A 22,685-nucleotide genomic window follows, 5' to 3' on the forward strand; every position below is an offset into this window, starting at 1 on the left:
CATGCTGATCGTCGTCATCGATGACCCCTATGATCGGTTCCGATTCAACCATCAGGCATACGAGATGCCGGTCGGTGGGGGCATCCACCGCATCAGTTCTGCGCCCGCCCGATCGTGCCCCCACGCGATGATCTAGAGGACGGAATTCGGGTTTCCAAAGGGATCATCCCTTTGTTGGGGTGTCGGGGCGAAGCCCTCATGAATCCCAGGGCTCCGCCCTGGACCCGCCAAAGGGATGATCCCTTTGGAAACCCGGGACCCTTCAGCCGTGCAGAAGTCCTGGCAGGGCGAGCGCCGTGGTGGTCAGCCCGATCACGGCGAGCAGAACCAGGACCACGCGGCGGAAGCGGGCCTGGTCGATGCGGGTGAACAGCGAGAGCCCGGCCAGCACGCTCACCAGCACCACGGGCAGCGCCAAAGCGAGGTCGCGCACGAGGTCGGCGGGCAGGGGATCGACCAGGGTGAGGATCGTGAGCGCCCAGACCTGCATCACCAGGGTGAAGGACTGGTAGACCGCCCGCTGGGTGCGCGGCTCCCAGCCGCGCAGCAGGCTCCAGGCGGTGGGCAGCGCCCCCGACAGGCCGGCGATGCCGCCGAGCACGCCGCCGAGGAAGCCGACAGCGCCGTCGCTCCAGGCATTGCCGAAGGCGACGCGGTAATCGGCCCGCAGCACCGAGACGAAGGCGGCGTAGAGGACGAGGAAGCCGCCCACCGCCACCTTGACCACGTTCGGGTCGAGCCCGTGCAGCAGGTGGATGCCGATGGGCGCGCCGACCAGCCCGGGCAGGATCATCGCGAAGGCGGTGCCCCGCGGCGGCCAGGCCCGCAGGCGCACCAGCGAGATCACCTGCGAGAGGATGCTGCAGACGAGGACGAGGGCCGTGGCCTCCACGGGCGAGCGCAGCGAGAGCAGGGTCCCGGAGGCGACGAGGGCGAAGGCGAAGCCGGTCAGCCCCGAGATCACGCCGGCGCAGGCGAGGCAGGCAACCAGCAGCAGGGTCTCGTTCATCGCGGCAACCACGGGCGCTCGCGGGCAGGCCCCGCGCGGCGATGCGGCCTCGAGGATCCTCCCGGCGGGCCCGTCCTGAACGCAGGCCTTGATCAAAGTCTTATATAAGAGTGACCTTGCGAGCAACCGGGTCGGGGCGTAACCTTCATTCCGGATCCGGGTGGGCGAGACCGGTCCCGACCGGGATCCTGAGAGCGATTCGAACGGAGGTCCGGAGCGGGATCGTCGGGGAACTGCGGGTGCCTCACGAAAGAGGCCGCTTCCGGATTGACCCACCCCATGTCATATGTCTTATACAAGACATGGCCCGCCATAGAGACGGCCACACGGAGGAATGCCCATGAGCAGCCACGCCGGATCCGGCGCGGGACGGACGAACCCGCATCTTCTCGCCCACTCCCCCCAGGACAACGTCGCCGTCGCCGTGATCGAGGGCCTGAAAGCCGGCACCGCCGCCTTCGGGGTGATCACGGAGGACAACAGCACCTTCGACGTCGATGTCCGCCACGACATCCCGATCGGCCACAAGGTGGCGCTCACCGACCTGAAGGCCGGCGACACGGCCATCAAGTACGGCCAGGACATCGGCAAGGTGATCAAGGACGTCGCCAAGGGCGAGCACGTCCACGTCCACAACGTCAAGACGAAGCGCTGGTGAGGTCCGCCATGTTCAAGGAAGCCGCTCAGCTCGAACACGAGATCGCGACGCCCTTCACCGGCGGCGCCCCCGATCAGTTCGCCACCAAGGCGCTGTCCACCAAGCGCGCCTCGGCCGACTACAAGGCCGCCACCTTCATGGGCTGGCGCCGCGAGAACGGCCGCGTCGGCGTGCGCAACCACGTCGTCCTGCTGCCCCTCGACGACCTCTCCAACGCCGCCTGCGAGGCGGTGGCCAACAATGTGAAGGGCACGATGGCGCTGCCCCACGCCTATGGCCGCCTCCAGTTCGGCGAGGATCTGGAGCTGCATTTCCGCACGCTCATCGGCATCGGCTCGAACCCGAACGTCGCCGCCGTGGTGGTGATCGGCATCGAGGACCAGTGGACCAACCGCGTGGTCGAAGGCATCGCCCGCACCGGCAAGCCGGTCGTCGGCTTTGGCATCGAGGGCCACGGCGACATCGCCACGGTCGCCAAGGCCAGCTACCAGGCCAAGCGCTTCGTGCAGTGGGCAACCGAGCTCCAGCGCGAGGAATGCCCGATCGCCGACCTCTGGGTCTCGACGAAGTGCGGCGAGTCCGACACCACCACGGGCCTCGCCTCCTGCCCCACCGTCGGCAACATGTACGACAAGCTGATCCCGCACGGGATCTACGGCGTGTTCGGCGAGACCTCCGAGATCACCGGCGCCGAGCATCTCTGCCGCGAGCGGGCGATCAGCCCCGAAGTGTCGGACAAGTGGTACGCCATGTGGAAGGCCTACCAGGACGACGTGATCGAGGCCCACAAGACCGACGACCTCTCGGATTCGCAGCCGACCAAGGGCAACATCGCCGGCGGCCTGACCACGATCGAGGAGAAGGCCCTCGGCAACCTGGAGAAGATCGGCCACGAGTGCCGCTTCATCGACGCGCTGCAGCCGGCCGAAAGCCCCGCCAAGGGTCCGGGCCTCTACTTCATGGACACCTCCTCGGCCGCGGCCGAGTGCGTGACCCTGATGGCGGCGGCGGGCTACGTGGTCCACACCTTCCCCACGGGCCAGGGTAACGTGATCGGCAATCCGATCGTCCCGGTGATCAAGATCACCGGCAACCCGCGCACGGTGCGCACCATGGGCGAGCATATCGACGTGGACGTCTCCGGGGTGCTCCGCCGCGAGATGACGATCCCGCAGGCGGGCGACGCCCTGATCGACATGGTGGTGCGCACGGCCAATGGCCGGCTCACGGCGGCGGAATCGCTCGGCCACCGCGAGTTCGTGATGACGAAGCTCTACCGCAGCGCCTGAGGCGCCTGCTGTGCGGCCGCGGGGGAGCATCCTCCCCGCGGCCGCCGCCCCGACGCCACGGGGCGTGACGCGCGCGGGAGGGAGATCGCGGGAAACGCGGCGTCTTTCGTGCCTCGACAAGCTCGGAGGAACGTCCATGCGGCTCATGCGGTCGATCTACGGCCAGGTCCTGCTCGGCATCGCGCTCGGCATCGTCGTCGGGGTGGTGGCCCCGCAATTCGCCGTCTCCTGCAAGGTGCTCGGCGACATGTTCATCAACCTGATCAAGATGATCGTCGCGCCGGTGATCTTCTGCACCGTCGTGGTCGGCATCGCCCATGTCGGTGACATGAAGAGCGTCGGCCGGATGGGCCTGAAGACGATCGCCTATTTCGAGATCGCCACCACGGTGGCGCTTGCCGCGGGCCTGCTCTTCGTGAACCTGCTGCGGCCGGGCGACGGCATCAATGCCAGCGTCGAGAGCCTCGACGCCAAGCTCGTGGCCGGCATCGCCGGCAAGGCGCACGCGCAGTCGCCGATGGAGATCGTCGCCAACATCATTCCGCACAGCGCGGTCGATGCCTTCGCCAAGGGCGACCTGATCCAGGTGATGTTCTTCTCGGTCCTCGTCGGCATGGGGCTCGCGGCGCTCGGCCCCAAGGGCCAGTTCCCGCTGAAGGTGGTCCACGCCTTCGGCGACGTGCTGATGAAGGTCGTCGGCCTCATCATGCACGTCGCCCCCATCGGGGCCTTCGGGGCGATGGCCTTCACCATCGGCAAGTTCGGCCTCGGCATCCTGGCCCAGTACGGGATGCTGATCGTGTCGCTCTACCTGACCTTCATCGTCTTCATCGTGTTCTTCCTCGGCGGGGTGATGCGCTTCTACGTCGGCCTGAGCCTGTGGAAGCTGTTCCGCTACACCCGCGAGGAGATGTTCATCCTGCTCGGCACCACCAGTTCGGAATCGGTGCTGCCGCGGCTGATGGCCAAGCTCGGCGGGCTCGGGGTCGACCGCAGCGTCACCGGCCTCGTCATGCCGGCGGGCCTGTCCTTCAACATGGACGGCTCCTGCATCTACCTGACCATGGCGGTGGGCTTCATCGCGCAGGCGCTCAACATCCCGCTGACCTGGGAGCAGGAACTCGGCATCCTGGCCATCGCGCTCGTCACCTCCAAGGGCGTGGCGGGCGTGGCCGGGGCCATCCTGTTCGTGCTGGCGGCGACGCTCCAGGCCTCGCAGCTCCTGCCCGTGGCCGGCATCGCCCTCATCATCGGCGTCGACCGCATCCTGAACGAGCTGCGCTGCGTCACCAACGCGGTGGGCAACATGGTGGCGACCCTTGTGATCGCCCGCTGGGAGAAGAAGATCGACCTCGCCCATGCCCGCGCCGTCCTCGACGGCCGCATCACGCCGGACCTCGACACCCTGGACGAGGAGGACGCGGCCGAGGAGGTTCCGGCCCGCGAGCCGACGGCCGCGCTCCGCCGCCCGCTGCCGTCGGCGGTGCCCGCGACGTGAGCGGATATTGTCGATCGCCGGGGCTCTGCCCCGGACCCGCGAGAGGGATGATCCCTCTCGACACCCGGACCTCATGAGACCCACGGAACGGACATGCCCAAGGTCGTCATCAGCGAGTTCATGGACGAGGCCGCGATCGCCGAGGGGCTGTCCGGCTTCGACACCCTCTACGATCCGGGCCTCGTGGACCGGCCGGAGGATCTCGTCGCGGCGCTGAAAGGGGCCGACGCCCTGATCGTGCGCAATCGGACTCAGGTGCGCGGCGGCCTGCTGGCCGCCGCCCCCGACCTCAAGGTGGTCGGCCGCCTCGGCGTCGGGCTCGACAACATCGACATGGCCGCCTGCGAGGCCCGCGGCATCGCCGTCTACCCGGCGACCGGCGCCAATGACGGGGCAGTGGCCGAGTACGTCATCGGCACGGCCATGCTGCTCCTGCGCGGCGCCTACGGCGCCACCGCACAGGTCGCCGCCGGCACCTGGCCGCGCAACGCCCTGATGGGCCGCGAGATCGCGGGCAAGCGCCTCGGCCTCGTCGGCTTCGGCGCCATCGCCCGCGAGACCGCCCGCCGCGCCGCCGCGCTCGGCATGAGCCTTTCGGCCCACGACCCCTTCCTGGCGCCCGGCGACCCGGCCTGGAGCCCTGCCTACGGCCCGGTGGCCAATCGCAGCCTCGACGACCTGATCGCGCAGAGCGACGTGCTCTCCCTGCACGTGCCGCTGACCGAGGGGACCCGCGGGCTGATCGGGGCGGAGGCGATCGCCCGGATGCCGGAGGGCGCGATCCTGATCAACGCGGCCCGCGGCGGCGTCGTGGACGAAGCGGCCGTCGCCGCGGCGCTACGCGCGGGCCGCCTCGGCGGCGCGGCGCTCGACGTGTTCGCGCGCGAGCCCCTCGACGCGGCGGGCGGGGCCCCGTTCGCGGACGTGCCGAACCTGATCCTGACGCCGCACATCGCCGGGGTGACGGTGGAATCGAACGTGCGCGTCTCCGCGGTCACGGCACACGCCGTGCGCCGCCACCTGACGGAGGCCTGATATGGCGACCCTGACGCTCGAGACCGCGCGGCGGCTCGCCACCGACGCCCTGATCCGCTGCGGCACGGCCGCCCCGGCCGCCGACAGCACCGCCCGGGCCCTCGTCGGCGCCGAGGCCGACGGGCTGAAAGGCCACGGGCTCTCGCGGGTCGCGCCCTACGCCGCGCAGGTGCGGGCCGGCAAGGTGGTGGGCGATGCCGAGGTCCGGATCGCGCAGCCGCGGCCGGGGCTGCTGGCCGTCGATGCCGGCCACGGCTTCGCCTACCCGGCCCTCGACGCGGCTCTGGATGCCCTGCCGGGGATGGCCCGCGCGCAGGGGATCGCAGCCGCCGGCATCCGCCGCTCGCACCATTGCGGCGCGGCAGGGCGCCCGGTGGAGGCGCTGGCCGAGCAGGGCTGCGTCGCGCTCCTCTTCGCCAACACGCCCGCGGCCATGGCGCCCTGGGGCGGCAATCGGGCGGTATTCGGCACCAACCCGCTCGCCTTCGCCTGCCCGCTGCCGGGGCGGGCGCCGATCGTGGTCGACCTCGCCCTCTCCAAGGTCGCCCGCGCCAATATCGTCGGGGCGGCCAAGCGCGGCGAGGCGATTCCGGAGGGCTGGGCCCTCGATGCCGAGGGGCGCCCGACCACGGATGCCGCCGCGGCGCTGAACGGCACGATGGTGCCGCTCGGCGACGCCAAGGGCACGGCGCTCGCCCTGATGGTGGAGGTGCTGGCCGCCGGCCTCGTCGGCGCGCGCTACGCCGCCGAGGCATCCTCCTTCCTCGACGCGGCCGGGGACCCGCCCGGCACCGGCCAGTTCCTGATCGCCCTCGATGCCGGCGCGCTCTCGGAGGACGCGCCGGAGCGCTTCGCGGTTCTTGCCGCCGCGATCGAGGACCAGGACGGCGCGCGGCTGCCGGGCGGGCGCCGCCTCGCCCTGCGCGCCCGCGCCGCCGCGGACGGCCTGAGCGTCCCCGACGCGCTGGTGGCGGAGATCGAGGCGCTGTGAGGTTGTGCGCGCCCGTCTGTGGGCGGCTCCGGCCTCGGCGGGCCGGAACGATTGCGGCCAGCGGCGCCGCACCGTATCGAAGGGAGGTACAGCGTGCTCGGGCCTTCATGGGATCGGCTTCCCGGCCCGGGGGAGCATCGGGACACGATGGATCGGTCAGGCGGGGGAGGGGCCGGTGGGGCGGGTCGCGGCGACGCGGTCGGCTTCCGGCCGCTCTATCGCCAGGTCTACGACACGCTGCTGCGCCGGCTCGCGGACGCGGTCTGGCAGCCGGGACAGATCCTGCCGAGCGAGGGCCAGCTCGCAGCGGAGCTCGGCGTCAGCCAGGGCACGGTGCGCAAGGCGCTCGACGCGCTCACCGCCGACAGTCTGCTGGTGCGGCGCCAGGGCCGCGGCACCTTCGTGGCCGAGCACGACGACAAGCAGAGCGTGTTCCGCTTCTTCAAGCTGCGCCCGGATGCGGGGGGCGCGGGCACGCCCGTCAGCCGCGTGCTGGCGATCACCGAGACCGCGGCGAGCGTGGACGAGCGCGACCGGCTCGCCCTGGTGCGCTCGGCCCGCGTCGTGCGCTGCGAGCGCCTGCGCAGCCTGGACGACAAGCCCTGCGTGCTGGAGACGATCTCGGTTCCGGCCGCCCTGTTCCCGGACCTCGCGGCGCGCGACCTGCCGAACACCCTCTACAGCCTCTACGCCAACCAGTTCGGCATCACGATCGCGGTGGCGCACGAGCGGCTGAAGGCCCTGGTTCTGCCGGCGCGCGAGGCGGAGCTCCTCGGCGTGCCGGCCGGGACGCCGGCCCTGGAGGTCGACCGCGTCGCGCTCGATCTCGAGGAACGCCCGGTCGAATGGCGCCTCTCGCTCTGCCTCACCGACACGGTGCACTACCTCTCCGTGCTGCGCTGAGGCGACTTCTCCTTCATCGGACCGGACAGCCGCGGATCCCCTCTCCCCGCGTGCGAGGAGAGGGTCGCGACGACCGCGTCGTCGTCGCAACAAGGCGGCAGCCGAGGGTGAGAGGGCTTGAACGGAGGAGGCTCCTCCGGAAGCCACCCCTCACCGCCGCTCCGGCTTCGCCTCCGCTTCCCACAGGGACGACGAGGTCCCTGTGGGCCTCTCCCCGCCCGGCGGGGAGAGGGGGGACCCGCGCCTCATCCGGAAACCGTACGCGCCCAGCACCACGCATGCAGGCCGGCGCGGGCCTGTCCAGGGAAGGAATCGACCCGGCGAGGCAAGGAACTGCCTCCCACCGGCACCGGCATCGCGTAGGGATGTCAGTGCGGGGACCGGCAGGCCGGTGGCGAGGTGATGCGGGCGTGGAAGCTCGAACGGGCGCTGCGGACGCGGACCGTGCCTCAGCGCAGGATGCTGAACCCGGCCTGCGCCGTCTGGGCGATCGCCGCGAAGGTCTGGTGCACTGGCACGTCCGACACGTAGACCCGCGTTCCGACGAGAAGCAGGGCCAGCGCCCAGAAGGCGGCGGCCGTCACTCGGTAGACGGCCCGTTCGCGCGGCGGCTCGGTGCGGCAGGGCTCGGTGCGCGCCAGATCGAGCGGCTCGCCGAACGGATCGAACGAGACCGTCGGGGCCGTACCGGAAGCCTGCGAGTCGAGGGTCGTGCGCATGGATGTAGATGTCGCGCTTCGGTCAGACACGATCAATGGACGCGTCTTCCGAAGATTCCCGCAGGCGGAGAACGGCATGCTCCCCACTTGCCGCGGCAGGGAAGAATCTGCTCAACCCACCTGCGACCTCCACTGAAAGGCCCGTCATGCCCGCCAAGGCGCCCGTGAAGATGCCCTCGGAGACCGCCGCACGGGGCGCCTGGGCCGGTGCGATGGGCGATCTGCTGCCAGGGCTGCTCCTGTGCCTGGCGGTGACCGCATTGGCCATCGCGCTGCAGGCGGGCGAGGAGCACCTGACCGGCCACCCCTATGTCGAGGCCCTGGTTCTCGCCATCCTGATCGGCATCGCCATCCGCACCGCCTGGATGCCGGGCCCCCGCTTCAAGGCCGGCATCGCCTTCTCCGCCAAGCAGGTGCTCGAGGTCGCCGTCACCCTGCTCGGCGCCTCGGTGAGCCTCGGCGCCATCGTCGCCTCCGGCCCCGCGCTCCTCACCGGCATCGTCGCGGCGGTCGTGCTCACCATCCTGGCGAGCTGCGCCATCTGCCGCGGCCTCGGGCTGCCCGTGCGCATGGCGCTGCTGATCGCCTGCGGCAACGCCATCTGCGGCAACTCGGCCATCGCGGCGGTCGCCCCGGTCATCGGCGCCGACAGCCGCGATGTCGCCGCCTCCATCGCCTTCACCGCCGTGCTCGGCGTGCTGATGGTGCTCGGCCTGCCGCTCTTCGTGCCGCTGGCCGGGTTTTCCGAGCACCAGTACGGGGTGCTGGCCGGGCTCACCGTCTACGCGGTGCCGCAGGTGCTGGCCGCCACCGTGCCGATCAGCCTGCTGGCGACGCAAGTCGGCACCCTGGTCAAGCTGGTGCGCGTGCTGATGCTGGGTCCGGTGGTGGTGGCGCTCTCGCTGCTCGCCCCGCACCTGCCGGCGGAAGGCGCGACGGGGAAGGCAGCTCCGAGCCGGCTCGGCTTCTTCAAGCTGGTGCCGTGGTTCATCCTGGGCTTCCTAGCGCTGGCCACCGCGCGCTCGCTCGGCCTCATTCCGGACGCTGCGGTGGCGCCGCTGGCGAAGCTCGCGGGCGTCCTGACCGTGGTGTCGATGGCCGCGCTCGGCCTCGGCGTCGATGTGCGCGTGCTCGCCCGCGTCGGCGCGCGGGTGACGCTCGCGGTGACCGGATCCCTCCTCGTCCTGCTCGCCATCAGCGTCCTGCTCATCCGCGGTCTGGGCCTGAGCTGAGGCACGGTCCGCCGAAACCGGAGTGGATTGCGGGCGCAACGCCGCACCCGTGCGGCATCGCGCCACCTCCCCCCTTTCCCCGCGACCGCTTTTCCCGGAAAAGCGTGGGTCCATGAACATCCTTCTGATCGGCTCCGGCGGCCGCGAGCACGCCCTGGCCTACGCCCTGGCGAAGAGCCCCCTCTGCACGCGCCTGTTCACGGCGCCGGGCAATCCCGGCACCGCGCGCCACGGCCAGAACCGGCCCGACCTCGCCATCACGGACCATGCGGCGGTCCGCGCCTTCTGCGAGGCCGAGCGCATCGGCCTCGTGGTGGTCGGCCCCGAGGCGCCGCTGGTGGCGGGCCTCGTGGACGACCTGACCGCGGCCGGGATCCGCACCTTCGGCCCGACGAAGGCCGCGGCCCAGCTCGAGGGCTCGAAGGGCTTCACCAAGGATCTCTGTGCCGAGTACGGCATCCCGACCGCCGCCTTCGCCCGCTTCGACGCGCTCGACCCGGCCCTCGCCTATCTGCGTGAGCAGGGCGCGCCGATCGTGGTGAAGGCCGACGGGCTCGCGGCCGGCAAGGGCGTCACCGTCGCCGACACCCTCGACCAGGCGGAGGCGGCTGTGCGCGCCCTCTTCGCCGAACCGGGGGCCGAGGTGGTGGTGGAGGCCTGCCTTGTCGGCGAGGAGGCGAGCTTCTTCGCCCTCTGCGACGGCACCCGGGCGATTCCCCTTGGCACCGCCCAGGACCACAAGCGCGTCTTCGACGGCGACCGCGGCCCCAATACCGGCGGCATGGGCGCCTACTCGCCCGCCGCCATCATCACGCCGGCGATCGAGGCGGAGGTGATGCAGCGCATCATCCAGCCGACGCTCGCCGGCATGCAGGCGCGGGGCACGCCGTTCACCGGCATCCTCTACGCGGGCCTCATGCTCACCGAGGACGGCCCGCAGCTCATCGAGTACAACACCCGCTTCGGCGACCCCGAGGCACAGGTGCTGATGCCGCGGCTCAACTCCGATCTCGTCCCGGCTCTCCTCTCGGCCTGCGACGGCGATCTGTCGGGAACCGTTCTCGAATTCGATGCGCACCGGGCGGCGCTCACCGTGGTGATGGCCGCCGCCGGCTATCCCGGCACGGTGGTGCGCGGCTCAGCGATCCGGGGCCTCGCCGAGGCGGAGGCCGCCGGCGCCCTGGTCTTCCAGGCCGGTACGCGCGCGGACGGCGACCAGCTCCTCGCCGATGGCGGGCGCGTGCTCGCGGTGACGGCGCTCGGCGACAGCGTGAAGGAGGCGCAGGGCCGCGCCTACGCCGCGGTTGCCCGCATCGACTGGCCGGAAGGCTTCTGCCGCCGCGACATCGGCTGGCGCGCCGTCGCCCGCGAGCTGGCCGGGCAGGACGACACGGCGCCCTGACCCGCTTTTTCGGCACGCCGGCCTGACGTGGCGGTCCGGGATGGGGCGCGCCTCGGGCCGCGCGATCAGCGCATGCGCAGCGCGTAGAGGGTGATCGCGGCGGCGTTCGAGACGTTCAGGCTGCGGATCGCCCCCGTGAACGGGATCTTGGCGAGCACGTCGCAGCAGGTGCGGGTGCGCTCGCGCAGGCCCTTCCCCTCGGCACCGAGCACGATCACGGCCGGGCGGCGCGGCTCCAGGGTATCGAGATCGACGGCAGCCTCGGAATCGAGGCCGATCCGCGTGAAGCCGCGCTCGCCCAGCTCGATCAGAGCCTCCGCGAGATTGCGCACGGTGACGAAGGGGACGTGCTCCAGTCCGCCCGAGGCCGACTTCGCCAGGACGCCGGTGGCGCCCGGCGCGTGGCGCGCCGTCGTGACGATGCCGGTGACGCCGAAGGCCGCGGCCGTGCGCACGATGGCCCCGACATTGTGGGGGTCGGTGATCTGGTCGAGCGCCAGCAGCAGCGCGTCGTCCGGCAGGTCGTCGAGACGGGGGGCGGGCAGGGGCTCGGCTTCGAGATAGAGGCCCTGATGCACGGCGTCCGGGCCGAGCAGCGCGTTGATCGCGTTCGGCCGCACCAGTTCCGGCGTGATCCGCAAGGGCCCGAGCTCTGCGGCGAGCCGTGCCGCGGCGTTCTCGGTGGCGAGCAGACGGTGCAGCCGCCGCTCCGCATTGCCGACGGCCTGCACCACCGGATGCCAGCCGTAGAGCACGCTCACACCCTCATCGACGGGCGGCCGCGGCTTGGCCGCGGCCGGGCGCCGGCCGTAGGAGGCCGGCCTCGGGCGGCCCGGGGGCCTGTCGTCGCGCCGGGTGGTCATCGCTCGCTATCATCCATTCCTCTGGGCGCCCCGGCGCAGGCCGGCGCGCCTCGCGCCATGGGGACGGCGCCCCGCACGCGACAAACCGGCCCGGCGCCGATCCGTCAAGCCGGCCACAGGCCCGTTGCCCTGGCCGCCGAGCCCGACTATAGAACCCTCGGCTTCACGCCAGCGCCCTTCGTCTATCGGTTAGGACGTCAGCCTTTCACGCTGAAAAGGCGGGTTCGACTCCCGCAGGGCGCGCCAGCAAATCCAGGGCTGAGCCAGGATTTGTCGACGCATCTCACACAATGCGCGCTAGCGACGGCCCTGGCGGTCACCGCCTGCCTCGTCGCGCGCCCAGACGGCCGACCGCGCGGGCGGGCTGCTCTGCGCGGAACGGCTTGTCCGGCTCGGCGGACCGCTCACGCGCACCGCCCTCGCGCCGTGGGCGCTGGGCTTCGTGAGGGGGCCGACATGGCGATGAGCGAGCACGCCGAGACCGACCGCAAGCGCGTCGGCGTCAATTCCGACGGGGTGATCGGAACCCTGCGCTCCGACTGCGCCGAGACGCCGACGGAGCAAGTCCGCATGGCCGTCCAGCGGCGGTTCAATACGTGTCAGCGCGCCAAGGCCCGCTCGACGAAGCCTGCGGCCGCGAGTGCGCGGGCATCCTCGCCGAAGGGCGCGATCACCTGCACGCCGAGCGGCGGTCCGTCGCCAGGCACCGGCACGGTCACGCAAGGAACGCCGAGGAGCGTCCAGAGCCGGTTGAAGCGCGAGTCGCCCGTCGAGGCGTAGCCCTGGGGCGCCGCCCCCGGCGCCGGCAGGGTGAGCACGACGTCGACGCCCGCCGCACCGAGCACCGCGCGGAAATCCCGCCGCGCGGTGCGGACCACGTGGCGTGCCGCGTCGTAGGCCTCGGCCGGGATCGCGCCCGCCGCGTCGAGCTGGGCGCGCAGCAGCGGCGGCAGCGCGTCGCGCCGATGGTCGTACTCCCAGGCGAGCGACCGGATGCCCTCGAAGTCCTGAAGCGTGCCGTGGAGGCCGAAGGCTTGCGCGTAGAGCGGCGGCAGGGCGAGCGGGTGCAGCACCGCGCCGGCCGCTTCGACCGAGCGCGCCGTCCGAAGGAGCGCGCCCAGGCCCTCCTCCTCCGGCTCGGCGCAGAAGTTCGGCACGAGCAGACCGATGCGGGGCGCCCTGTCCCCGGCGCGCTCGATCTCAGGCCGGTCGGCGAGGAGCGCCAGGGCGTGGGCCGCGTCCGCGACGCTCGCTGCGAACAGCCCGAGCGTATCGAGCGTCCAGGAGAAGCACTTCATCCCGACCGTCGGGAGGAGCCGGAACGAGGGCTTGACGCCCACGGCCCCGCAGAAGGCCGCCGGACGGATGACCGAGCCTCCGGTCTGAGTGCCGAGCGCCAGCGGGAGCATCCCGGCCGCGACCGCGGCGGCCGAGCCCGCCGAGGAACCGCCCGGCGTGCGGCCGGGCGCGTTCGGGTTTCGCGTCTCGGTCGGGTCCATGAAGGCGAAGGCGGTCGTCGTCGTCTTGGCGAGCGCGACGCCACCGAGCGCCCGCAGCCGCGCCACCGCCGGCGCGTCGGCCTTCGGGCGCCAGCCCGCATAGATCGACGAGCCCATCTGGGTCGGCAGGTCGGCCGTGTCGATCACGTCCTTCACCCCGAAAGCGATGCCGGCGAGCGGGCCGGCACCCGGCACGACCGGGGCCGGGTCGAGACTGACGAGGGCGCCGACCTCCGGTTCGCGCGCCGCGATCGCCTCGCGGACCAGCGCGAGCGCGCTCGCGGGCGTGAGGTGGCCCGCCTCGATGCGGGCGCGCAGGGACAGCAGGGAGAGCATGAAACGACCTTCTGGCACCGCGACGGCGCGCCGGGTGGCGAACGGGAGGTAGGGTTCAGAGCGTCGGGAAGCGCAGCGGGCGGTCGAGGACCGCCTCGCACCAGCGCGCGATGCGCAGCAGGCGCAGATCGTTGCGGTAGGGCGCGACGAGCTGGATGCCGAGCGGCAGGCCTTCGGCATCGCCAGCGGGGAGGGTGATGCAGGGCACGCCGAGATACGTGAGCGGCACGCAGAAGGACGGGTCGCCCGTATAGGCGAGCCCCTCCGGGGCAGGCCCCGGAGCCGGCAGCGTGAGCAGCGCGTCGAAGCCGGCGAGCGCCGCGCCGAAGCCGGCGCGCAGCTCCGCCTGAAGCGTCCGGGCCGCGATGTAGCGGACGGCCGGGATGTCCGCGCCCTCCTGCACGAGATCCCGCAGCGGCGCGCTGACCTTGTCCGGATGGCTCGCAACGAGCGGCGCGTAGATGTCGGAGGCCTCGCAGGCCAGGATCGTGCGTGCCGCCTCCGCCGCCCCGGCGAAGGGGGCGGGCAGGGTCAGGTCCTCGACGCGGGCGCCGGCAGCCCGGAAGCGCTCTGCGGCGGCGTCCAGGCAGGCGAGGGCCGCCGGCTCGGCCTGGTCCCAGGGGCCGATGCGGACCCGGGCGAGGCGCGGGGTGGCGAGCGGCTCGACGCCCCGCTCCGGGTCGATGCGGAACGGCGGCAGCGGCTGTCCGTGCGGGTCCGCCTCGCTCGCACCCGCGAGCAGCGCGAGGGCGAAGGCAGCGTCCGCCACCGAGCGGGTGAACAGGCCGACATGATCGAGGGACTGGGCCAGCGGATGCACGCCGGTGCGCGGGATCGCGCCGTAGCTCGGCTTCAGGCCGACCACGCCGCAGAAGGCTGCCGGGCGGATCACCGAGCCGAAGGTCTGGCTGCCGAGCGCCAGCGGTGCGAGCCCCGCCGCCACCGCGGCGGCCGAGCCGCTCGACGAGCCGCCCGGTGTATGCCCGAGCCGCCAGGGATTGTGGGTCGGCCCGGAATGACGCCAGGCGAATTCCGTGGTCACGGTCTTTCCGAGGATCGAGGCGCCGAGGTCGCGCAGGCGCGCCACCACCCAGGCATCCGCCTCCGGGACGTTGTCCGCATAGATCGGCGAGCCGTTCGCGGTCGGAAGGCCGCGGGTCGCCACGATGTCCTTCACGGCAACCGGGATGCCCCCGAGCGGGCCATCCGCCGGCGCGCCGGGCTCGGCCAGGACCGTGAAGGCGCGCAGGACGGGATCGAGCTGCCGCGCCCGCGCATGGAGGGCGGCGGCGTAGTCCTCGGGAGCGAGACGGCCGGCACGGATCGCCTGAACCGCCTCGACGAGGCCGAGTGCATGCATCGACACGGTGGCGTCAGCTCCTCAGTTGCCGGCAACCGCCTTCGCGATGAAGTCGCGGCGCACGAAGCTCGCGTAGTCGGGCTGGGCCGCGAGATTGCCGAGGGCGATCTGCGTGTCGAGCCCGAGCGTCAGCGCCTCCTTGGAGATGTCCACGCTGTCGGGATAGACCTTCTCGCTCATCATGCGCTTCACCGCCGCCTCGACCACGGCGGGATCGAGGTTCGGAAACTCCCGTTTGGCCACAGCCACGGCCCGGGCGGGCTCGGCCTGCATCAGCCGGATCGCCGCCTGCATCCCGTTGACGAAGGCCTGAGCGACGGCCGGGTCGACGTCCTTGCGGGCACTCACGGCCGAGAAGGCGTAGGGGCCGTACTTCTCGGGGAAGCCCAGCACCACCTTCATGCCCTTGGCGACGACCTGATCGAGGCCGGGCTCGTACATCACCGCGACCTTGGCCTGACCGGCCAGGAACGGCCCGGGCTCGGTGCCGAGCGCGACCTGGGTCAGGGTCACGTCGTCCTTGCTCATCCCGTTCTCCTTCAGGAGCTTCAGGAACAGCGAGGTGCTGGTGGTCGGCATCAGGCCGGTGACGATGGTCTGACCCTTCAGGCTCTTCACGTCGGTCCAGGGGAAGTCCGGCGCCGTCGCGATCCAGACGGCCGCGCCGTTGACGACGTTGGCCACCACGTTGACGGGCGCGCCCTTGGAGGCCGCCACCGCAGTCCATTCGGGCCCGTGGATCGAGAACTGCGCGCTCTTCGAGATCACGGCGGAGAGCGCGACGCTCGGCGCGCCCGCCGTCTCCTTGGTGACGTCGAGGCCGGCCTTCTCGAACAGGCCCTCGTCGATGGCGACGTAGAGCGGCAGGTAGAGCATCGATTGGAAGGCCTGGGAGACCGTGGCCTTCAGGTTGGCGGCGAGAGCGGGCAGCGGAGTCGCGCAGGCGAGCAGGGCGGCGAGCAGGGCGGGACGCAGCGGCTTCATCGGGACAGATCCTGGACGGGAGAGAGGGAAGGACGGGCGAGGCGTCAGACCTGGATGCCGCCCGCGGTCGAGACCTGGCGCCAGGGCAGGATGCGGCGCTCGACGACATCGATGACGTGGTAGAGGACGAAGCCGACGAACATCAGCACGAAGAGCCCGACCCAGACCGTATTCAGGTCGTAGAGGGACGAGGCGTTGTAGATCATGTGCCCGAGTCCGCGCTGGGACGAGATGAACTCGCCCACCACCGCGCCGACCAGCGCGAAGCCGATATTGATCCGGAACATCCCGATGATCGCCGGCAGCGTGGACGGCACGATGACCGAGCGGAAGATCCGGTTCTTGGAGGCTCCCATCGAGGCCATCAGCGCCTGGAGGTCCGGGTCGGCGTCGCGCGCGGCCTGATAGGCGGCGATCAAGGCGACCAGCGCGGTGAGCGAGACCGCCAGCGCCACCTTCGAGACGAAGCCGGTGCCGAACCACAGGATGACGATCGGCGCGAGCGCGATCTTGGGCACCGAGTTGATCGCCACGATGAAGGGCTCGACCACCCGGGCGACGAGGACCGAGTACCAGAGCCCGAGGCCGGCCAGGGAGCCGGCGATCGTGCCGATGACGAAGCCGAGGATGGCCTCGATCAGCGTGTACCAAGTGTCGACCGCGAGGCTGCCATCCATCAGGCTCGCGCGGAACACGCGCCAGATGCCCGAGGGCGCGCCGACCAGGAACTCGGTGAGCCAGCCGGCATCGACCGCGATCTCCCAGGCGGCGAAGAACACGGCCACCGCGATGGCCTGGATCAGGCCGCGCCCGAGGGTGGTATCGACCGCGCGGGCGAGCGGGCCCGGACCCCGGCGGATCGCGGCGGGGCGCTCGGCCTCGGCCTGCGCGGCGGATTTCAAGGCGTGCGTCGTCATCAGGCGGCCTCGGCGTGGGAGGAGGCGGTTCCGCCGCGAGTCTGGATGTCCAGCTCGCCGCACAGGGTGTGGAAGTAGTCGGAGAAGCGCGGGTCGCTGCGCGCGCCGATCGGCGAGCGGTCGCCGAGCACGATCGGGTGCACGTTCTTCACCCGCGAGGGCCGCCCGCCGAGCACCACGACGCGCTTCGACAGGGCCACCGCCTCGTCGATGTCGTGGGTGACGAGCACGACCGTCTTGCCGAAGCGCTCCACCGCGTCGAGCAGCACGCCCTCGAGATAGAGGCGGGGCTGGTAGTCGAGCGCCGAGAACGGCTCGTCGAGGAGGAGGATGTCCGGATCCATGATGAGGGTCCGGATCAGCGCCGCGCGCTGGCGCATGCCGCCCGACAGGGTCTTCGGATAGGCGTTCTCGAAGCCGCCGAGGCCGAACTGGGCAAGGTAGTGGCGGGCGGTGTCGGTGGCCTCGCGCGGGTCCGTGCCCTTCATCTCCAGGCCCAGCATCACGTTCTGCAGGACCGTGCGCCAGGGAAACAGCAGGTCCTTCTGCATCATGTAGCCGACCCGGCCGCGCAGGCCCGCCACGGGCTGACCGCGGAACAGCATCGTGCCGGCATCCGGTTCGAGCAGCCCCGCGATCACGTTGAACACGGTGGTCTTGCCGCAGCCCGACGGGCCGATGATGCTGACGAAGTCGCGCTCGAGGATGTCGAAGCTCAGGCCGTCGAGGACAGGGACCGGTCCAGCCTTGGCCTGGAAGCTCTTGCGGATGCCACGCAGCGCGAGCTGCACCGGGCCGTCCGTCCGGCCGGCAGCGCTGTCGGGGGTCGGTGCGTGATCCATCGGAACTCCTCAGGCGGCATCGCTCGCCCGGGATTGTCCGGCGCGGTGTGGGGAATCCCAAGGCGAAATCGGCTGCAGGGCGGCCCGGGCCTTGCGCAAATCTGCGCCCTCCGGCCCGCCCGGCGGGCGCTTCCGCCGCGAAACGTCAAAATTGCCGGATTGGCCGGTCCGGTTCTTGCTCGCCCGCGACCGCGAGATGCACGCGCGCCTGTCGAACCGGGAGATCCTGTATGCGTCGATCCCTGCACACGGACGAGGAGATCGCCTTCCTGCTGGGCGAGGCCGAGCGCGGTATACCGATCGCCGAGATCTGCGCGAGCGCCCACGTCTCGCTCGGCACCTTCTATCGCTGGCGGCGGCGGCTCGGCGGCCTCAAGCCCGCGGGCGTTGCCCGGCTCGATCGGGTGGAGCAGGAGAACGCCGCCCTGCGCGCCGAGGTGGAGCGCCTGCGCGCGGCGCTGATGGCGCGACCGGTCTCCGCCGACCGGACGAGCGCGGCGGCGCGCCCGGCTCCGCGCCATCGGGGCGCGGAGGCCTGCGTCGGGCGCTTCGCCTTCGTGCGCACGGCAAACTGAGGGCTGCCGCCCGCCGGCGACCGCGCCCGCCGCCTCAGCCTTTCGGTGCGAGCGCCGCCTTCGGCATCAGCATGTGCACGCCCTTGTTGCCGTCCACCGTCTGGGTGATGCGCAGGTTCCCCGCGAGCGAGCAGAGCATGTAGGCTTGGTTGCGGGTGAGGTTCGTGCGCGCGCAGACCAGACGCACCATCTCGCGGACGGCTTGGCGCATCGCCTCGTCGAGGCTCTCGTGCAGGCCGATCGACATCAGGTCGGTCGAGGTCTCGGCGAAGGGCCAGGCGCCCTGCAGGTCCTTGCGCACGGTGAGCCGGAAGGTGCCGGTCAGCCCGGTCTCCAGCGCGGTGATGCAGACCTCGCCGTCGCCCTGCACGCCATGCCCGTCGCCCGCATAGAAGCCGGCGCCGGGATTGAACACCGGGAGATAGAGGCTGGTGCCGACCCGCATCTCCTTGTTGTCCATGTTGCCGCCGAAGGCCCGCGGGACGGGGCTGCCGACGCGGCCCCAGGCGGCGGGCGGAGCGGTGCCGAGGATGCCGAAGAACGGGTCGAGGGGCAGCTCCGTGGCCCAGGGCAGGCGGCAGATGCCGCGCGCCACGTCGATGTCGGCGTGGATGGTCTCGTAGTCGGTGAACTCGTCCGGCAGGGTGCCGAGCAGCGGCAGGATCGCCACGAAGCCCCAGTCGAGACGGAACTTCAGGTCGAGGATGTCGACCTGCAGCATGTCGCCCGGCTCGGCACCGCGCACGTGGATCGGCCCGGTCACGAAATGCGGACCGGGGCCGGGCTTCAGCGTGTCGAGCGCCGCCGTGAGGTCGGCCGGCACGCGGGATGGATCCGGATGGAGCGACTCGCGGCCTCCCGCCGGGTGGGAGTGCAGGGTGACGGTGTCGCCGGACTCGAGGGTGAGGACGGGCGGGAGCGCGGCGTCGAAATAGCCGAGCACCATCGTCTCGGGCGTGGCGGGGAGCTCATGGTGCGTGGACACGGGGGTCTCCTGAGGGACGCTAGACGGCGATGTGGCGCGCGAGATCCGCGTGGCTCACCGCCCCGCGGTCGCCGCGCTCGACCACGCTGCCGCGGGACAGGACCACCACGGCGTCGGCGACCGAGAGCGCGAAATCGAGATACTGCTCGACCAGCAGCACGGTGATCCGACCCTTCAGCCCGGCGATCACCCCTTCGATCGCAGCGACGATCGAGGGCTGGATGCCCTCGGTCGGCTCGTCGAGGAGAAGCGCGCGTGGGCGGGTCGCGAGAGCGCGGGCGATGGCGAGCTGCTGCTGCTGCCCGCCCGAGAGGTTGCCACCCGGCCGCCCCCAGAGGCCGCGCAGTGCCGGGAACAGGGCGGCGGCCTCGTCCACCGCGTCGGTCCGGTCCAGCCCGTGCGCACGGGCGGCGACCCGGAGGTTCTCGGCGACCGTCAGGTCGGGGAAGATCTCGCGTCCCTGCGGGACGTAGGCGAGACCTGCGCGCGCCCGCCCGTCGGCGGGCCAGCGCGTCAGGTCGGTCCCGTCGAGGCGGACCGAGCCGCGGCTCGTCGGGATCAGGCCGGTGAGGCAGCGCAACAGCGTGGTCTTGCCGGCGCCGTTGCGGCCGAGCACGGCGAGGCAGGCCCCGGGCTCGATCGCGAAGCCGACGCCGCGCAGCACCTGCGCGCTTCCGTAATGCTGGTCGAGCCCCTCGACGGCGAGGGAGGCGGGTGCGGTCGCGCGCGTCATCGGCCGAGGAAGACCTCGATCACGCGGGCATCCCTGCGGGCGCCCTGCATCCCGCCTTCGTAGAGGGTGCGGCCCTCGTGCAGCACCGTCACCTTGTCGGCGACCGCCTCCACGAAGCCCATATCGTGCTCGATCACCAGGATCGCCCGGTCGGGCCGGCGCAGGCGCCCGATCAGCTCGGCGGTGCGCGCGGTCTCGGCGTCGGAGAGCCCGGCCACCGGCTCGTCGAGGAGCAGGAGCCCGGGCTCGGCGGCCAGCACCATGCCGATCTCCAGCCACTGCTTCTCGCCGTGGGAGAGCGCGCCCGCCGGCACCGCAGCGCGGACGGCGAGGCCGACCTCGCCGAGCACCGCCGCGATCCGCGCCTCCCGGGCCCCCGGTGCCATGTCGGGCCCGCAGCCGATCGCGAGGTTCTCGCGCACGGTGAGCACCGGGAAGACGCTGGGCTTCTGGAACTTGCGCCGCACCCCGGCCCGGGCGATCTGGGCCTCGGAGCATCGCGTCAGATCGAGACGGTCGCCGAGCATCACCCGGCCGGAAACCGGCTTGGTGATGCCCGAGATCACGTCGAGAAGGGTGGTCTTGCCGGCCCCGTTCGGGCCGATCACGGCGCGGACCTCGCCGGGATCGACGGCGAGCGAGAGCGCGTCGAGCGCCCGGAAGCGGCCGAAGGCGACGGTGAGCGCATCGATGACGAGCGCGCTCATCGGGCACCCGATGCCCAGCTTGGCCGGATGCGAAGGCCTGCGAGGTCGAGAAGCCCGTTCGGCAGGGCCAGCACGACGAGGAGGACGAGGCCCGAGAGGATGAAGGGCCAGGCCTCCGGCATCGCGGCGCTCAGCCAGAACTTCAAGGCATTGACGAGGACGGCGCCGATCACCGCGCCGCCGAGCCGGCCCAGGCCGCCGATGGCGACCCAGACGGCGATCTCGATCGAGAGATCGGGCGCGAGCACCCGCGGGTTGATGATGCCGACCTGCGGCACGTAGAGGATGCCGGCGAGCGCCGCGATCATCGCCGAAAGGCACCAGACCCGGAGCTTCAGCCGCGTGGTCGAGTAGCCGAGCGTGCGCAGGCGGGTCTCGTCGTCGCGGCAGGCGAGCATGCGCCGCCCGACCGCGCTGCCGACGAGCCGGCGGGCGCCCGCCAGCACCGCCGCGAGGGTCAGGAGTGCGGCGACCGCGAGGCCGGTGACGACGGCAGGCGCGCCCATCGGCCAGCCGAACAGCAGCGGGAAGCCCGTCATGCCGTTGTTGCCGCCGAGTCCGGTGTCGTTGCGGTACATCAGCAGCATCGCGACGTAGACGAGCGCCTGGCTGATGATCGAGAAATAGACGCCGTTGACGCGCGAGCGGAACGCGACGAGCCCGAACAGGAACGCAACGAGCCCGGCGAGCCCGAGCGCCAGGAGGAGGGCGTAGGGTGCGTGCTCCAGGCCGGCCCAGTAGGCCGGCAGGCCCTTCCAGCCCATGAACTGCACGAAATCCGGCAGCGTGCCCGTCATGACGGTGCCGTGCGCCAGGAGATGCATGGCGCAGACGTAGCCGCCGATCGCGAAGAACAGCCCGTGCCCGAGGCTGAGGATGCCGAGATAGCCCCAGACCAGATCGAGGGAGACCGCCAGGATCGCGAAGGCGGCGAGTTGGCCCACCGCGTTGACGAGATAGGGGGCGGGCCGGCCCAGCACGAGGCCGAGCGCGGCGGCGAGGCACAGGCCGACGAGCACAGCGACCAGGGGATCGCGCAGCGCGCGCCGCTCATGCGCGGGGGCGGCGAGACCCGTGTGAACCGCGCCGCTCATCGCCGCCGCCTCGCCGCGAACAGGCCTTCCGGCCGGCGCTGCAGGAACAGGATGATGCCGACGAGCACGATGACCTTCGCGGCGACCGCGCCCGAGAGCGGCTCGATCAGCACGTTGGCGCCGCCGATCCCGAGGGCGGCCACCAGCGTGCCCATAAGGCTGCCGACGCCGCCGAGAACCACCACCATGAAGGCGTCGATGACGAAGCCGGAGCCCATGCCGGGATTCACGCTATAGATCGGGCAGAGTGCCACGCCCGCGAGGCCGGCGAGCCCCGAGCCCAGGCCGAAGGCGAGGCGGTCGATCCGGCGAGTGGGGAGCCCCAGGCAGGCCGCCATGTCGCGGTTCTGCGTCACGGCGCGGATGTCGAGGCCGAGCGGCGTCCGGCGTAGGACGAGGAGGGTCAGGGCGAGCGTGGCCGCCGCGAACAGGATGGCGAAGAGCCGATTCCAGGTGACGACGAAGTCGGCGTAGAGCGGAGCACCGCCGCTGACATAGGGCGGCATCGCGAATTGCAGGTTCTGGGTGCCGACCGCGACGCGCACGAGGTTCACCAGGAACAGGCTGACCGCCCAGGTGGCGAGCAGGCTCATCAGCGGGCGGCGGTAGAGGTGGCGCAGGACGAGGGCCTCGAGCACGATGCCGACGAGCGCCGCCGCCGCGAAGGCCACGGGGATCGCGGCGATCAGGTAGAGGTCGAGCAGGCTTGGCGCGAGGCGCCGGAAAGCCTCCTGCACGCCGAAGGTGGCGTAGGCGCCCAGCATGATGAACTCGCCCTGCGCGAGGTTGATCACCCCCATCAGGCCGAAGATGATCGCGAGACCGGCCGCCGCCATGAACAGGATGCTGGCGAAGCTCAGGCCGTTGTAGAGGATCGCGAGGCCGTCTCCGATCCGCACCGCCCGCTCCACCGAGGCGATACCGACATCGAGCGCCTGCGCGAAAGCCAGGTCCGCAGCGGCTGCGGGCTCGCTCCGCAGGGCCCGGAGCCGCGCGAGGGCGGCGCCCGAGGGCGCGGCCGCCACCGCCGCGACCGCGGCGCGGCGCTTGTCCG

General features: G+C 71.8%; 22 protein-coding genes and 1 tRNA gene. 10 read left to right on the forward strand and 13 right to left on the reverse strand.

Features of this window, described 5'->3' with window-relative positions; all coding sequences use genetic code 11:
- Positions 1-262 precede the first annotated feature (262 nt).
- On the reverse strand, positions 263-1,009 hold the full coding sequence (locus MET9862_RS21700) for a sulfite exporter TauE/SafE family protein (protein WP_142584944.1): 747 nt from the start codon (positions 1,007-1,009) through the stop codon (positions 263-265).
- A 340-nt stretch (positions 1,010-1,349) separates the two neighbouring features.
- Between MET9862_RS21700 and MET9862_RS21705 the strand changes: the two genes are divergently transcribed.
- The 6 genes from MET9862_RS21705 to MET9862_RS21730 all read left to right on the forward strand — a co-directional run bounded on the left by MET9862_RS21705 (position 1,350) and on the right by MET9862_RS21730 (position 7,383).
- Positions 1,350-1,667: a UxaA family hydrolase gene (locus MET9862_RS21705; protein ID WP_142584945.1), complete on the forward strand. Its 318-nt coding sequence runs from the start codon at positions 1,350-1,352 to the stop codon at positions 1,665-1,667.
- 8 nt (positions 1,668-1,675) lie between these two features.
- Entirely contained in the window at positions 1,676-2,956 is a 1,281-nt protein-coding gene (locus MET9862_RS21710) for a UxaA family hydrolase (protein WP_142584946.1), read from the forward strand.
- Positions 2,957-3,092: 136 nt separating this feature from the next.
- A complete protein-coding gene (locus MET9862_RS21715) occupies positions 3,093-4,454 on the forward strand; it encodes a cation:dicarboxylate symporter family transporter (protein WP_142584947.1) in 1,362 nt (453 codons plus the stop codon).
- A 93-nt stretch (positions 4,455-4,547) separates the two neighbouring features.
- Positions 4,548-5,489 (forward strand): NAD(P)-dependent oxidoreductase, encoded by a 942-nt coding sequence (locus MET9862_RS21720; protein WP_142584948.1) that lies wholly within the window; start codon positions 4,548-4,550, stop codon positions 5,487-5,489.
- A gap of 1 nt (position 5,490) precedes the next feature.
- Positions 5,491-6,480, forward strand: a complete 990-nt coding sequence (locus MET9862_RS21725; RefSeq protein ID WP_142584949.1) for an Ldh family oxidoreductase — start codon at positions 5,491-5,493, stop codon at positions 6,478-6,480.
- Between the two features lie 147 nt (positions 6,481-6,627).
- Complete coding sequence (locus MET9862_RS21730; protein WP_142584950.1) at positions 6,628-7,383, forward strand: GntR family transcriptional regulator; 756 nt, start codon at positions 6,628-6,630, stop codon at positions 7,381-7,383.
- 449 nt (positions 7,384-7,832) lie between these two features.
- Here MET9862_RS21730 and MET9862_RS21735 read toward each other — a convergent pair whose 3' ends face one another.
- Entirely contained in the window at positions 7,833-8,102 is a 270-nt protein-coding gene (locus MET9862_RS21735; protein WP_142584951.1) for a hypothetical protein, read from the reverse strand.
- Positions 8,103-8,272: 170 nt separating this feature from the next.
- Between MET9862_RS21735 and MET9862_RS21740 the strand changes: the two genes are divergently transcribed.
- Positions 8,273-9,334, forward strand: a complete 1,062-nt coding sequence (locus tag MET9862_RS21740; RefSeq protein WP_142584964.1) for a YeiH family protein — start codon at positions 8,273-8,275, stop codon at positions 9,332-9,334.
- Between the two features lie 112 nt (positions 9,335-9,446).
- Positions 9,447-10,736 carry a phosphoribosylamine--glycine ligase gene (gene purD / locus MET9862_RS21745; RefSeq protein ID WP_142584952.1) on the forward strand — a complete coding sequence of 430 codons (1,290 nt, stop codon included), beginning with the start codon at positions 9,447-9,449 and terminating at the stop codon, positions 10,734-10,736.
- A gap of 65 nt (positions 10,737-10,801) precedes the next feature.
- On the opposite strand, the gene rlmB is transcribed toward purD, so the two are convergent.
- Complete coding sequence (gene rlmB, locus MET9862_RS21750) at positions 10,802-11,599, reverse strand: 23S rRNA (guanosine(2251)-2'-O)-methyltransferase RlmB (RefSeq protein ID WP_142584953.1); 798 nt, start codon at positions 11,597-11,599, stop codon at positions 10,802-10,804.
- Between the two features lie 171 nt (positions 11,600-11,770).
- On the opposite strand from rlmB, the gene MET9862_RS21755 reads away from it, so the two are divergent.
- Positions 11,771-11,845, forward strand: a tRNA-Glu gene (locus MET9862_RS21755).
- Positions 11,846-12,198: 353 nt separating this feature from the next.
- On the opposite strand, the gene MET9862_RS21760 is transcribed toward MET9862_RS21755, so the two are convergent.
- Genes MET9862_RS21760 through MET9862_RS21780 form a run of 5 tightly spaced genes read right to left on the reverse strand, consistent with a single transcriptional unit; the run spans position 12,199 to position 17,537 of the window.
- Positions 12,199-13,434, reverse strand: a complete 1,236-nt coding sequence (locus MET9862_RS21760) for an amidase (RefSeq protein ID WP_142584954.1) — start codon at positions 13,432-13,434, stop codon at positions 12,199-12,201.
- Positions 13,435-13,489: 55 nt separating this feature from the next.
- Positions 13,490-14,794: an amidase gene (locus tag MET9862_RS21765; RefSeq protein WP_142584965.1), complete on the reverse strand. Its 1,305-nt coding sequence runs from the start codon at positions 14,792-14,794 to the stop codon at positions 13,490-13,492.
- Positions 14,795-14,815: 21 nt separating this feature from the next.
- Positions 14,816-15,778 (reverse strand): ABC transporter substrate-binding protein, encoded by a 963-nt coding sequence (locus MET9862_RS21770; RefSeq protein ID WP_142584955.1) that lies wholly within the window; start codon positions 15,776-15,778, stop codon positions 14,816-14,818.
- A 44-nt stretch (positions 15,779-15,822) separates the two neighbouring features.
- Positions 15,823-16,695, reverse strand: coding sequence for an ABC transporter permease (locus tag MET9862_RS21775; protein WP_142584956.1), 873 nt, complete (start codon positions 16,693-16,695; stop codon positions 15,823-15,825).
- Positions 16,695-17,537: an ABC transporter ATP-binding protein gene (locus tag MET9862_RS21780; RefSeq protein WP_142584957.1), complete on the reverse strand. Its 843-nt coding sequence runs from the start codon at positions 17,535-17,537 to the stop codon at positions 16,695-16,697. Before MET9862_RS21780 ends, MET9862_RS21775 begins: the two co-directional genes overlap by 1 nt.
- A gap of 230 nt (positions 17,538-17,767) precedes the next feature.
- Here MET9862_RS21780 and MET9862_RS21785 point away from each other — a divergent pair, with 230 nt between their 5' ends.
- Positions 17,768-18,112 (forward strand): transposase, encoded by a 345-nt coding sequence (locus MET9862_RS21785; protein ID WP_142584958.1) that lies wholly within the window; start codon positions 17,768-17,770, stop codon positions 18,110-18,112.
- A 34-nt stretch (positions 18,113-18,146) separates the two neighbouring features.
- Here the strand turns inward: MET9862_RS21785 and MET9862_RS21790 are convergent, their stop codons facing one another.
- From MET9862_RS21790 to urtB, 5 genes are all read right to left on the reverse strand, one after another.
- On the reverse strand, positions 18,147-19,097 hold the full coding sequence (locus tag MET9862_RS21790; RefSeq protein WP_142584959.1) for an acetamidase/formamidase family protein: 951 nt from the start codon (positions 19,095-19,097) through the stop codon (positions 18,147-18,149).
- Positions 19,098-19,116: 19 nt separating this feature from the next.
- Positions 19,117-19,830, reverse strand: a complete 714-nt coding sequence (gene urtE, locus MET9862_RS21795) for an urea ABC transporter ATP-binding subunit UrtE (protein ID WP_142584960.1) — start codon at positions 19,828-19,830, stop codon at positions 19,117-19,119.
- Complete coding sequence (locus MET9862_RS21800; protein ID WP_142584961.1) at positions 19,827-20,537, reverse strand: ABC transporter ATP-binding protein; 711 nt, start codon at positions 20,535-20,537, stop codon at positions 19,827-19,829. The genes urtE and MET9862_RS21800 overlap by 4 nt, the downstream gene beginning before the upstream one ends.
- On the reverse strand, positions 20,534-21,631 hold the full coding sequence (urtC, locus tag MET9862_RS21805) for an urea ABC transporter permease subunit UrtC (protein WP_142584962.1): 1,098 nt from the start codon (positions 21,629-21,631) through the stop codon (positions 20,534-20,536). Before urtC ends, MET9862_RS21800 begins: the two co-directional genes overlap by 4 nt.
- On the reverse strand, positions 21,628-22,685 hold a 1,058-nt coding region (gene urtB, locus MET9862_RS21810), incomplete at its 5' end, for an urea ABC transporter permease subunit UrtB (RefSeq protein WP_142584963.1). The genes urtB and urtC, both read right to left, overlap by 4 nt.

The sequence above is a fragment of the Methylobacterium symbioticum genome (assembly GCF_902141845.1).
Classification (GTDB): Bacteria; Pseudomonadota; Alphaproteobacteria; order Rhizobiales; family Beijerinckiaceae; genus Methylobacterium; species Methylobacterium symbioticum.